This window comes from Bacillota bacterium, assembly GCA_012727955.1.
Classification (GTDB): Bacteria; Bacillota; Limnochordia; order DTU087; family JAAYGB01; genus JAAYGB01.
The window spans coordinates 1-12,197 of record JAAYGB010000006.1; the positions used below are offsets into that span (position 1 = coordinate 1).

General features: G+C 53.1%; 9 protein-coding genes. 4 read left to right on the forward strand and 5 right to left on the reverse strand.

Annotated elements, in window-relative coordinates; all coding sequences use genetic code 11:
- The first annotated feature begins 160 nt into the window (after nucleotides 1-160).
- A complete protein-coding gene (locus GX030_01340; protein ID NLV91023.1) occupies nucleotides 161-334 on the forward strand; it encodes a heavy-metal-associated domain-containing protein in 174 nt (57 codons plus the stop codon).
- 94 nt (nucleotides 335-428) lie between these two features.
- Here GX030_01340 and GX030_01345 read toward each other — a convergent pair whose 3' ends face one another.
- The gene (locus GX030_01345) at nucleotides 429-2,813 is read right to left on the reverse strand and encodes a hypothetical protein (GenBank protein NLV91024.1); all 2,385 of its coding nucleotides are present in this window, start codon (nucleotides 2,811-2,813) and stop codon (nucleotides 429-431) included.
- Between the two features lie 311 nt (nucleotides 2,814-3,124).
- Between GX030_01345 and GX030_01350 the strand changes: the two genes are divergently transcribed.
- From GX030_01350 to cadA, 3 genes are all read left to right on the forward strand, one after another.
- The gene (locus tag GX030_01350) at nucleotides 3,125-4,231 is read left to right on the forward strand and encodes a LysM peptidoglycan-binding domain-containing protein (protein NLV91025.1); all 1,107 of its coding nucleotides are present in this window, start codon (nucleotides 3,125-3,127) and stop codon (nucleotides 4,229-4,231) included.
- A gap of 179 nt (nucleotides 4,232-4,410) precedes the next feature.
- The gene (locus GX030_01355; GenBank protein ID NLV91026.1) at nucleotides 4,411-4,785 is read left to right on the forward strand and encodes a helix-turn-helix transcriptional regulator; all 375 of its coding nucleotides are present in this window, start codon (nucleotides 4,411-4,413) and stop codon (nucleotides 4,783-4,785) included.
- Nucleotides 4,786-4,795: 10 nt separating this feature from the next.
- Nucleotides 4,796-6,982: a cadmium-translocating P-type ATPase gene (gene cadA / locus GX030_01360; GenBank protein NLV91027.1), complete on the forward strand. Its 2,187-nt coding sequence runs from the start codon at nucleotides 4,796-4,798 to the stop codon at nucleotides 6,980-6,982.
- A 294-nt stretch (nucleotides 6,983-7,276) separates the two neighbouring features.
- Here the strand turns inward: cadA and GX030_01365 are convergent, their stop codons facing one another.
- The 4 genes from GX030_01365 to GX030_01380 form a co-directional block, all read right to left on the reverse strand.
- The gene (locus GX030_01365; GenBank protein NLV91028.1) at nucleotides 7,277-7,960 is read right to left on the reverse strand and encodes a hypothetical protein; all 684 of its coding nucleotides are present in this window, start codon (nucleotides 7,958-7,960) and stop codon (nucleotides 7,277-7,279) included.
- Nucleotides 7,961-9,498: 1,538 nt separating this feature from the next.
- Nucleotides 9,499-10,032 (reverse strand): spore maturation protein, encoded by a 534-nt coding sequence (locus GX030_01370; protein ID NLV91029.1) that lies wholly within the window; start codon nucleotides 10,030-10,032, stop codon nucleotides 9,499-9,501.
- 30 nt (nucleotides 10,033-10,062) lie between these two features.
- A complete protein-coding gene (locus tag GX030_01375; GenBank protein ID NLV91030.1) occupies nucleotides 10,063-10,620 on the reverse strand; it encodes a spore maturation protein in 558 nt (185 codons plus the stop codon).
- 20 nt (nucleotides 10,621-10,640) lie between these two features.
- On the reverse strand, nucleotides 10,641-12,080 hold the full coding sequence (locus GX030_01380) for a L,D-transpeptidase family protein (protein NLV91031.1): 1,440 nt from the start codon (nucleotides 12,078-12,080) through the stop codon (nucleotides 10,641-10,643).
- Between the last annotated feature and the right edge of the window lie 117 nt (nucleotides 12,081-12,197).

Consider the following 12,197-nt stretch of genomic DNA (forward strand, 5'->3'; position numbering starts at 1 on the left):
ATCATAGACTGTTTGCATGATACCGTAGCAGGGTATATACAAGGAAAGTTTCGGGTAATCTGACTGTAAACGGTACTTAGACTAGTTTGGACCCGGGAGTGGGCTATGGGAGAAGGAGGCGACACCAGTGACCTTGGAAAAGATCTATCTGGTCAAGGGTATGAGCTGTCAGCATTGTGTCAACGCAATTAAGCAGGCCGTTAGTAAAATTGAGGGAGTTCAGTCTGTGGCAGTGGATCTCGATGCCGGGCAGGTGACGGTAACCTTCACCGGTGCCGTCGATGATGAAAGCGTTGTAGCGGCCATCGAAGATGCGGGATACGAAGTAGAGTAAGAAAAGCTGAAGAGCTAGAGAAAACACAGGGGAAGGCCAGATCCATGGTGGATCGCAGCCTTCCCCTTTCGTATAGAGACTCTTCTCTTTGAAGTTACATCTCAATTCCCAGCCACCAACCGGTGGGATTGTCCTCGGTTTCAGAGGTAAAGCCAAGGCCCCAAGAATGCCCCAAGGCGATGGCGGCACCGGGAGCGATGGTATAGCGTCCCTTAAGTCCGATGACCCTCTGATCCAGCAAGGCGCCGAGACCATCCTGCCCTGACTTACGCCGATAACCGGCCGCCAGTTGCATTCGCTGATTCAGATCCCTTCGGACTTCGACACCCCAAGTGGTGGTAGCTAAGGTTCCAGGGCCGTACTCCCATTGGTAGGAGGGTGCTAAGTCGACCAGGTCTGCTAGTTCCACTTCTGCCTCCAGGCCGTAGCGCTGGGAGCGGCCATCGGGTCCCCACTTCCTGCCTAGAGTAGCGGCAGCTTGAGTGAGGGACAGCGGGTACTGGGACCCTTCTGCTGCTGGGTACCAAACCGCTTGCAGCTGAAGGAGACGCTCCGAGGGCGTCTGACTGAGATTGACCTTGGTGTTCAGATTCGGCTGCATCAGCCAGGCGACTTCCAGATCCCCCTGCCAATGCCACTGACCAAACCAGTCTAAGGTAACGGCCCCAAGGAGATTCAGCTGCGGCCAGGGTTGATATTGACCGGAAGCGGTGATACTTCCTCCCAGCTGCGACTGCCTCCAAGCCTCTCCTTGCACCTGATAGATGCTGCCATCAAGCCCCAGTTGATATCCAGCCCCGGCCGTTGTCACTCCTGCTAGAAGGGAATCTCGGCGGTTGACCAAGGTGCCAAGCCCCGGTAGGGTACTATCCTCCCGCTGCACCCCCACAAACAGCTGCTGCCCTGGGGCCAGTTCCCGGAAGAGCTCGCCGCTAAGAAGTCTAGTGTTGAGCCGAGAGTATCCGGTATCGGCTACGAAGGTATTGGTCTTGTGGCCCCAACCATAGGTGAACCGCTGCCCCCAAATACCCTCGTTGGTCAAGGTAATCCACCGATCCAAGGTAGTTTCTCCTAGGTAGGTGGGGTCCTGGGGAGCCCAGGTTGACGTGGTGGTCTGCCCCAAGGCGACACTAACCCCTTCCGTCAGCTGATGCCCCAACAACACCCGGCGGGAATCGGACTGCAGTCTGCCGGGGTATTCGTTGTGGCTGTCGTCGGTGGTTAGAGTGTACCCAAGGGCAAGCTCCGTATCCTCCCAGTACTTGCGCCCGTCAATGGCCCAACCCCCTTCACCGGGGTGGTACAGGGAGCCGTCAAAGTCAGGAAAGCCGATCCCATATCGAAATACTTCTCCAGAAATCTGCAAGGAGTCATCGAGCCAAGTACTAACCTGAGCCGACCAAGCGGTAGAATCGGGGTTCTTTCTGTGTTCTGACAGGGGTATTGCCCCTGCCAGGCGAACCCGGTGCCCCGCCTCAACCCATTCACCGGCCAGGGAGACCACTTGCTTGGTGCCCAAGGGATCGGAGTCTGTGAGATATCCCAGTTCCCCGGAGTAGGGCCCCTGCTGCAAGCTGAGGCGGCCTCCTGCGATGGGATACCCGATCCCTTGGTGGGTCTGGTATTCATACCCCACCACCAATCGAGCGGGGTTGTTTCCGATTCTAGCCAAGGGAGATTCCGTCAAAGTCACCGTTCCCCGTTGGTAGTCCATGGTGTAATCGGGGTAAAAGACGTCGACAATTTCGTCAAAGTCCCAGGCGGCGTAGACGGTAATCTGTACCATCTCACTGCCGGGAATAATGCCAGCTTCCCTTAGTCCGTAATGGAGTTTCCCGCTGTTGATCGTGAAGCTATCCACCTGTGGCCGCTGGCGAAGGGTTCCGGCGAAGCCCGAAAACCCAATCTGATTGGCGCTGCCCGACAGATGAATACCGCTTACCGGTCGACTGTAATCAAAAAGGGGTGAAGGGGACTGACTCCACTGGGTGGATACCACCGCTGACCCCAGGGGCCCGTTGAGGGAGCCAAGCCAGGGACCGGCCGGTGCTTGTTTGTCGACATCGGACATGCCTAGATGCCCAGTCTTAAAGAGCTCTCGCCACTGGTTCTTCCCGGAATCCCGCTCAAGATGAGGCCAACCGGAATCATATTCCAGCTGAAATTGGGTATCCTGGGAAAGGGTCCCAGATAAGACAACTCCGTAATCCCGACTGTCAGAATAGGAGGTTGCCCATAGGTCGATTTGATTTAGTTCAAGCCAAGTAGGAGATAAAGCTTCTGACCCGGACACTGCTTGCAGAGTGCCGAGCCAGAAGCTGAGGGTAAGCAGCAAGATGAGAATTGGGCTAGTAAAATTGCTGCGGGTGTGGATTTTACTGTTGGTACCTGTCTTGCCGTCAATGTAGGTTCGGTTTTTGGTTTTGGTGTGGATGAATGCTCTAGTGCTTATCTGAGTGCATCTCTTGTTTGAATTCATCGCCAACTCCCCTGTATCCAGGATAGTGGATTACCGGAGGGGTATCAATGACTAGTCCTTACCAGATCCACCACCTCCCGGGAGCGGAAATAGGCATCGTATCAGGCTTTTCCAGGGGAATTCCAGGTTTTGGGGGTTGTTCCAAGTTCGGTACTCAGAGTAAAATGATAACCAAGCATGGCATAGCTTGGCCGGAAAGGAGTTGAGTGGAGAGAAAACCACAGCAACGGAAAAACTGAATCACAACCAATACACGTGAGTGTAAAGGGGGATTAACGCTGAAGAGGTTTACGTTATTATCGGTGTTCATCTTGGTCTTATCGTTAGTCTTGGCGATGTCCTCTTTAGTTTTGGCTGCTACCTACTACACAGTCAAACCCGGCGATAGTCTGTATCTCATTGCCCAGAAGCATGGGATATCCCTGGCTTCACTGCGCACCGCCAATAATCTATATACTAACAATATCTATCCTGGACAGACCCTGGTGATTAGTCAATCCGGGGGAAGCGGTGGCGGTGGTAGCGGGCAGACATACGTAGTCAAGCCGGGAGACTCCCTGTGGAAGATATCAACTCAGTTCGGGGTTTCCGTTAGTGCCCTTCAGGCTGCTAATGGATTATCGGGAAGTCACCTAAGCGTAGGCCAAAGGCTTATGATTCCCGGCTCAGGCTCATCGGCTACTAGTACTTACACAGTCAAGAGCGGGGATACATTATCTGCCATCGCCAAACGCTTTGGTACCACGGTAGTCCAGATTCAGCAGCTAAATGGACTCAACTCTACTCTCATTTATCCTGGACAAGTCCTGCGGATCAAGGGCAGTGGAGGAAGTAATCCTACGCCACCACCATCGTCGTCGGGACAGGCAGTCTACCTTCACCAGGTAAAATGGGGAGAAACCTTGCAGGCTATCGCCGGCAATTATGGCGTATCGGCAAATGCCATCGCTTCCGTTAACTCACTACCCAGTTGGAATTTGAATTCCACGATGGCTTTGATTATCCCCAACCCGACGAAGAATCAGTGGCAGCTAACTAAGGTGCAGCTCAAGTCCGGTTATTCGGTGTCGGATCTCAATAAGTTGGCTCGAATGACCTATGCCGAGGCCGGGGCAGAGCCCTATGCCGGACAGGTTGCCGTGGCTGCGGTGATTCTCAACCGCATCAAGAGCCCAGATTTTCCTAACACCTTAGATGGAGTTCTGCTCCAACCCCGTCAGTTTGAACCGGTAATCAATGGCTATTACTACCGGGTTGTAGCCTCGATGAGTGTGTATAAGGCAGTCATCGATGCCATCAATGGCTGGGATCCCACTGGGGGAGCGCTGTTCTTCTTTGAACCAACTAAGATCACAAACCAATGGCTGTTGAGTAAGCCGGTAATTTATCGAGTTGGCAGTCATGTTTTTGCCAAATAACTGAACAAGCCAATGGTGAATTAGGCAAGCATCACGGGAAAGGTCCAATGGGACCCGCGATGCTTGCCTTTTCTTTATTCCCATTTTCTCCTGGCAACTGTTGACAAAGCAGCGTCTCCCGACTAAAATACAATTAAACGGTTGCTTAATCGTTATTAGGAAGACTGGGGGCGATGCCGATGGCGACGTCAGGATGCGGCAGGGACCGGAGCGATGTTTGTGATCAGTTTTGTCCCACCTGTGGTGACAGAGCGGAGTTTCTCCAGAGCAAATTGCTGGAAGTTGCCGGCTTGTCGGAGTTATTCAAGGTTTTGGCCGATGAGACCAGGACTAAGATCCTTTACCTGTTGGCCTATCAAGAACTGTGTACCTGTGATATGGCAGAGTTGTTGGAGATGAGTTTGCCGGCGGTATCCCACCATTTACGGCTACTCAAGGCAATGCGGTTGGTCAAATACCGTCGAGAGGGCAAACAGGTTTTCTATAGTCTCGATGACGATCATATAGTCAATTTGATTCGAGAAGCCCAAGCCCACTTCGCCGAGGAAAGGTAGGGGACAGAGGATGGCAAAGTTAACTAGCCCCGCCGTAGATCAGCTGGAGACCTTTGGTGTGCAGGGATTGACCTGTGCCAACTGTGCTGGGAAGATTGACGCTTGCTTCAAAGAGGAGTTTGGAGAAGGGGCGGGGGTAAACTTCGCAGCTGGGAGCATCATCATTCCCAGAAGCCAAATTGCCAAGGCCCAGGCGATTATCGATTCCATTGAAGAGGGAGTGACCATATCGGTCAAGGGCGATGGGAAGCAAGGGGAATCCCATGGTTTTCAACTTTGGCGGCAACTGCTTCCCTTGGTAGTATCGGGAGTACTATTTGTCATTGGCTTGATTTGGCGGAAGCAGCTGCAGGCAACCCCCTATCACCTCGGTGAATACCTGGTCTTCTTAAGCGCCTATGGACTAGCTGGCCAGCATGTATTGCGAGCCGCGGCAAGAAATCTTATCCGAGGCAAAGTTTTTGACGAAAACTTCCTGATGACTGTAGCCACGGCAGGAGCCATTGCTCTGCGGGAATTGCCGGAGGCTGTGGCAGTAATGCTCTTCTACTATGTCGGCGAGCTGTTCCAGGATATGGCAGTGAATCGCTCTCGCCGTTCGATTCAGTCTCTGATGGATATTCGTCCCGACTATGCCAACCTCAAGGTAGGGGAGGATATTCGCCGGGTATCTCCCACCCAGGTGTCTCCGGGAAGCCTCATCGTGGTCAGACCGGGAGAGAGGATTCCCCTCGATGGTGAGGTGCTGGCCGGCGAATCCTTCGTTGATACCTCTGCGTTAACCGGTGAATCGGTACCGGTCAAGGTGCAGCCCGGTAAATCGGTATTGGCAGGAACGGTGAACACCACGGGGTTGTTAACCATTGAGGTGACCAAAGAGTTTGGTCAGTCCTCGGTGGCGAAGATTTTGGATCTGGTGGAAAACGCCACTTCCCGGAAGGCACCGACGGAGCAGTTTATCACTAAGTTTGCTCGGTATTATACCCCGGCGGTGGTGGCGGCCGCCGCAGCTCTAGCGATCATCCCTCCTTTGGTGATTGCAGGAGCCAGCTGGAGCCAGTGGATTAATCGTGCACTCATCCTATTGGTTATTTCTTGCCCCTGTGCTCTGGTGGTCTCCATACCCCTGGGGTATTTCGGAGGAATTGGAGCAGCATCAAAGCGGGGCATCCTGGTGAAGGGTGCGAACTTCCTAGAGGCCCTCGCGGATCTTGATACCGTTGTCTTCGATAAGACGGGAACCTTGACCCACGGGGTCTTCCAAGTAACGGAAATAGTCCCGGCACCGGGAACGACCTCCGAGGAACTCTTGGCCGCGGCTGCGGCGGCGGAACTCCATTCGAAGCACCCCATTGCCACTTCGATCCTCTCCGCCTATGCCACCCATACCGGGGGGAAGTTTTCCGCCGATGATGTGGAAGACTACCGGGAGATTGCCGGCCATGGCGTCGAAGCCCGGGTTCAGGGTCGTCTGATCCAGGCGGGAAATCGGCGGATGATGGCAGCGGCAGATCTCTATGTACCGCAGGTCCCGGAAGGGGGAACGGTGGTCTACGTTGCCGTGGACGGCCAGTACAAAGGTTACCTGCAGATTTCCGATCAGATTAAGGCCGATGCTGTTGAGGCCGTTGCCCAGCTGAAGGCTGCAGGAGTAGGTCAGACGGTGATGCTCACCGGAGACAACCAGGGAGTAGCCCGACAGGTGGCTGCTCAAGTGGGTATCGATGAAGTTCAGAGCCAACTGTTGCCCGAGGACAAGGTGGCCAGGGTGGAGGAGCTTCTAGCTCGTCCTTCCCGTCGGGGCAAGTTAGCCTTCGTAGGCGATGGCATCAACGATGCACCGGTTCTCACTCGGGCCGATGTGGGTGTGGCCATGGGTGGTCTCGGTTCCGATGCTGCCATCGAAGCCGCCGACGCAGTGATTATGGACGATCGCCCCAGTAGGCTAGCCACTGCCATCGAGGTGGCCCGGGGAACCCGGAAAATCGTTGTCCAAAACATCGTCTTTGCCCTTGCCGCCAAGGGAGTGGTTATCGCCCTAGGAGCCTTTGGCCTGGCCTCGATGTGGATGGCCATCTTCGCCGATGTGGGCGTTGCCTTGATTGCCATTGTCAACTCAACTCGAGCCTTAAGATTAGGTGCATCCCAACCGCCAACTTCAGCCCCGATGGCTCCTGCCAAGAGCGTGGCTGGGTAAAGACCCGATGGATATCGTCACAAGGCGCCTCCGACAAACCCAGGGGCGCCTTTGCGATCCCTCGTAGCCTGAGGGCTGATTTCAATAGATGAAAAGCCTGTTAGTCACGATCATGACCGTAGAATTGCGCGCTCTCACCGTATCGGTCGTGTACCCAGATACCACCATGCTGGCCTTCGTCAGTTACACTGATAGATACCAGCGGATCTCCATAGCGATTAAAGGTAACCAAGCTTCCGCCATAGCCAGCATCTCCCATGGCAATGACCGGTTTGTCTTTAGGCCCTGCAAGTACTAGGAAGCTATTTTCTTGTGTTGTCCCAAAGATAGCCTCCCTATTATTTCCACTAATTCTAAGCTGTGAGCTTTTGCCATCACCAGTATCTCCCAAGTAGGTGAGCGAGTATTTTCAGGTCCTGTAAGTACTAAGAAGCTCTTCGATGGCTTTGTCCCTAGAAAGGCGTGTCTATCATTCCCGCCAATCTTGAGCTCTGAACCTTCGTACAGGTCCCCACTTGCAAGCGTTATCCCATCCTCACCATTGTTGTGACAAATTCTAAGAGACGTTCCAAACCAAGGTGAGTACCACAATGACGCACTTACCATGTCTTCGTTGTAAAGCGTATAGCCCGACGGTTCGATCAAGAACCTTCCGTCACCTTCGACATTTTCGAATACCATTGTTCCGGATTCATCTGTCCCTATTCTTACGTACTGTTCTAGTGCAGAGCCATCTACTGGCTTCCCGACGACGATCTCTTCGGCTATTATTCGCTTTACCCTAACTTCGTCTACTACGACCTTTTCCTCATTACTATTCCCGCCTTCAGGGTTGCTTTGAAAGAGTCGCAGGAAATTATGCGCATCCCCATTCCCTTCGCCGCCGCCCGCAGCCTTTAGCACAGGAAGGCCCGTCATGCTGCAGAACAATGCTATGAAAAGCAATGGGTACACAATAAGTCTCTCAAACTTCGCCATCGAAAAAATTCCCCTCTCCAGACAACCAGTTTGGAGGAGCTCTTCTACAGGGACTGCGATATACCTTTGCATGAATGGGAAAGAGAGAGGTGTATCGAAGCTGTCGACGCAGTGATTATGGACGATCGGCCCAGTCCGTTGGCCACTGCCAGAGAGGTGCCCGGGGAACCCGGAAAATCGTTATCCAACCATGGTTTTCACCCTTGTCGCTAAGGGGTTGGCTATCGTCCTAGGAGCCTTTGGTTGATCTCAATGTGGATGGCCATCTTCGCCGATGTGGTCGCTTCCTTGATTGCCATTGGCAACTCAACTCGGGCCTAGGATTAGGTGCATCCCAACCACTAACCTCAGCTTCCATGGCCCCTGCCAAGAGCATGGCTGGGTAGAGAGACAGATGAAGATATTCAGCAGGCGCCCCTGTTTTGTCAGGGGCGCCTTTGCGATTCTGCTAGATTGGGTCACAATATTGGATTAGGAACAGCTTGGGAAAAAGTATCAAAATACCTATTGTGTTTCATCTGCACGACAAAGGACCCCACTCTCCTCCTCGGCAGAGTGGGGTCTAGCGATATTACCTTCTACTGCGCGCTTACTGTCACTACTAACTCACCGGTGTAGTCCTGGCCCTTAACAAGCCACCAAGCATAATCATCCCAAGAACGGTCTGAAGGAGCTCCGGAAAAGGGATATGCATTCCAGCCGTATCCCAGCTTAATGGTTTCCGTATATCGACCTGGGGAAAAGGCGAATGTATTTCTTGCCCCAGAAACGCCACCATTCGCAAAAGCACCAAAGTTGTAACCACCTTCTGGGTTTCTGCCTTCGAGGGTAAGGTAGACGTGGAGAGGTAGACCTGCCCCACTAATTTCCTCAGCGGGTATGCTATCATAGATAGCTTTAGAAATATCCTCCTCGATTACAACGTGAACAGGAGTGTTGGTGGCAAAGACAAGCTGTCTTTCTACTCTTGGATCGGTGTCACCGGTACTGCTAGGGGCCGTCAACGTGATTTCTATTGCAGTATTGTCTAGAATACCAACATGAGCGAATTTCTCCACGGTTAGATCGATAGGAATAGCAGGTTGGGAAACTCCAAATCGTTAGGCAGTGCGCCGAAGTTGTCGGGAGGAGCTGCCAAGGCCATACTTCCCAAGGCCAATATCAACATCAACGTCAAAACCAAACCCTTTCTCACACCAAATTCCTCCTTATTGAGTCTTGCTTCCATGAGAACAATAACGCTTCCCAATCAAAAAAAAAGTAAAAATCAACTACATTATGGAAATTAGTCTTGTCTTCACCAAGTAAGGATGTGACATGTTATGTGTCCAAATTGAATCGATAGGGAGGAAGATTTTTTGCAGAATTTATGGGCTCGTCTTCCCTTTCGAATAGTGTTGATTCAGGGATGAAATCCCGATAACTGCTGGACATAAACCTAGGGCAAGGCTCAGGTTAATTACCCGGCCTTGCCCTTTTTGATGCTCTCATCTATTTGCTTCATTCGCGAGAAAGTTTGTCGGGGGACGCAGGTAGATCTAACCAAAGAGCAAATTACAGGTAACTACAGAGGCGATGAAGCTGACCAGATCCGCACCGAGGCCCACAATAATGGCATAGCGAGTGTACTTAATCCCGACGGAACCAAAATAAACGGTGGCGATGTACATCGTGGTATCGGTGCTTCCTTCGATGGTTCCCGCCATCAGCCCAATTAGGGAGTCAGGGCCGTGTTCTTCCATGAGTTTTAGTACTACGGCCATTGCCGCCGGTCCTGACAACGGACGAATTAGGGCTACGGGAATAACTTCTTTCGGAACATGGAGGTAACTTAGAAGTCCCTGGAGGGGGCGAATCAACAGCTCTAGGGCACCGGAGGTCTGCAATAGCTCCAGGGCAAAGTACATAGTGACAATATAGGGTAAGATGCGGACGATCAGACCGACAGCCTCCGCTGCCCCCTCGACAAAGGCGGCAAAGACATCCACCTTGGCCCAGTAACCGTGGACCAAGATGGAACCGATGAGAATCGGGATGACCCAGGCCGTTATCGTAGAGAAGGTTTCAACCATGTTGATTCCTCATTTCACTGAAGTGAGCCCTTAGCGGGATTGGGATCGACGGGCAAAATACCGATCTAGGATAATCGCAGCTATCGTTGAAATGGTGGTGGCAATTAGTCCTGAGACTACCACTGCTTCAGGGTTAGTTGAACCCAGTGATGTCCGCATCGCAATAAGAGTCGTTGGAATCAGCGTCACACTGGAAGTGTTAATTGCTAGGAAGGTACACATGGGCCGAGACGCGGTGTCTGGCTCCCTATTCAGCTTCTGCAGTTCCTTCATTGCCTTCAGGCCAAAGGGTGTAGCGGCATTGCCAAAGCCAAAGACATTGGCAGTGAGATTCATGGTGATATAAGACAGGGCGGGATGCCCCTTGGGTACGTCAGGAAAAAGCCTTACCAACAAAGGCGACAATAGGCGGGCGGCGGACTGGAGAAAACCGGATTTTTCCGCTACCCTAGCTACTCCCAACCAGATACTGACGATCCCCAGCAAGGTCAAGGCCCGCTCGATGGCGGTGGCGGAACCGTTGACCAAGGCCTGGGTGAGCAGCTCGGGATGACCGCTACCCAAGGCGGCGCCGATCCCCAATGCCATTATGACGACAAAGACAGTACTCAATGCAGGGCCCCCCTTCTCACCAATTCATCGATGGCTCGTTGGTCTTCCATAAAGATGAGACGATCGTCTCGGAAGGAGATGGAGCTCATTGTGCGTGGCGGTCCATGGATAATCACCAAGGCCCCTTCGGGAACGGTCTGGTAAAACCACTTGGCGTCCTCGAGACGGAGTCGAACACAGCCGTGACTGGCGGGCTGGCCTAACTTCTCCGCTTCAGTCGTGAGGAAATTACCGTCGGGTCCAAAGGGCACAGAGTGGAAAAGATAATTGCCCAAGAATCGCACCCAGTAATAGGCGCCCTCTTGATACCTTTGGGAGAAGAAGGCGAAGCCGCGACCGTTGATGCGATACCTTCCCAAGGGTGTGGGATCGCTTTCCTTGCCGCCAGAGCCGATCATTTCCTTAAGTAGAGTACTCCCACGATAGACCCTGACGGAGTGGGGTTCCCACAGGCTGACATCCACCCAGATTGCATCGCCGAAATCCTCGGTGTGAAAGGTAATAGTCTTGGTGGCTTCTTCTTCGTATTCATCGATGGCGTAAATCTCCATCTGATACTCCCGGTTAGGTAACAGAAGATTTTTCGGGACGAAAATGGCGGCATTGCCCTGCAGCATCGCCAGGTGAGCTTGGTCCGCTATCTTGATTTCGCAATGTTCAAGAGGTCTTGTGGCTTCGACCCTGACCATCGTCTCCAAGGGACATCCCATGGAATTATCCTTGGGTGTGACCGATGTAATCCCCAGGGGCGGCACCGTGGAGAGTTCCCAGGCGATGGACTGCCCCAGGGTCTCACCTTGGGTGGTACGGGCCGAGGCATCCAAGCGGAGCCGATATTTGGACTCATGTTCCAGCGGAGTTTTTGGGGTAAGCAACCATGTCGAAGTGTCAGTGAAGGGTGCTGCCGTCAAATTCACGGATTTTGGTTCCAAGGTGAAGGCAAAGTCCGCGGAGAGGGCTCTTGCAACACTGCGTGGATCCATCATAGTGTTGAATTGCAGCTCAATGGTTTGCTGCGTGCCTACATACTTATGGGGCGGCCCAATAATTTCCGGCTGTGGCCGGGTGGTGAACTGCCGGGTGCGCACTAGGTTTGCCTGGGACCAGGGAAGGGAAAGGGGAATTGTTACCACCACGGGACTGCCCACGGGGCTAAGCTCTTCTTGAAAACTAACGGCAAATCGGTGACGTCCCTGGTAATCAATGCTGTAGGTGACCTCCTGCCTTGGGTCAAGACTGGCAACCGCTAGCCGTGAGGTCAGGGCTTCCTCTGTCAGGGGAATGAGGGACAGAAAGGTGGCGCTGGCGGCGGTACCCTGCCCACAGGGACCATCATGGTAAGAAAGATCAATACACAGGATCCCGCCGGTGAGGTAGGCGGCTAACAGGATGCTGCCAATAGCAATAGCGGTAATCACCCTTTGGGTAGCTCTCATGGTGTCACCTCAAAGCCATGTACTACGGAAGCCCCCTAGGGGCAGGTATTAGTCCAATCGATCCAAGATAACGTCGTACTAAGGGATCCTATGCGCCCAGTGCTTGGGAAATGTCAG

Bases quoted from the DNA above. Each gene is read 5' to 3' on its own strand.
- GX030_01375 (NLV91030.1), bottom strand. From the start codon at position 10,620: ATGGCATTGGGGATCGGCGCCGCCTTGGGTAGCGGTCATCCCGAGCTG.
- GX030_01370 (NLV91029.1), bottom strand. From the start codon at position 10,032: ATGGTTGAAACCTTCTCTACGATAACGGCCTGGGTCATCCCGATTCTC.
- GX030_01340 (NLV91023.1), top strand. From the start codon at position 161: ATGAGCTGTCAGCATTGTGTCAACGCAATTAAGCAGGCCGTTAGTAAA.
- GX030_01345 (NLV91024.1), bottom strand. From the start codon at position 2,813: ATGAATTCAAACAAGAGATGCACTCAGATAAGCACTAGAGCATTCATC.
- GX030_01380 (NLV91031.1), bottom strand. From the start codon at position 12,080: ATGAGAGCTACCCAAAGGGTGATTACCGCTATTGCTATTGGCAGCATC.
- cadA (NLV91027.1), top strand. From the start codon at position 4,796: ATGGCAAAGTTAACTAGCCCCGCCGTAGATCAGCTGGAGACCTTTGGT.
- GX030_01355 (NLV91026.1), top strand. From the start codon at position 4,411: ATGGCGACGTCAGGATGCGGCAGGGACCGGAGCGATGTTTGTGATCAG.
- GX030_01365 (NLV91028.1), bottom strand. From the start codon at position 7,960: ATGGCGAAGTTTGAGAGACTTATTGTGTACCCATTGCTTTTCATAGCA.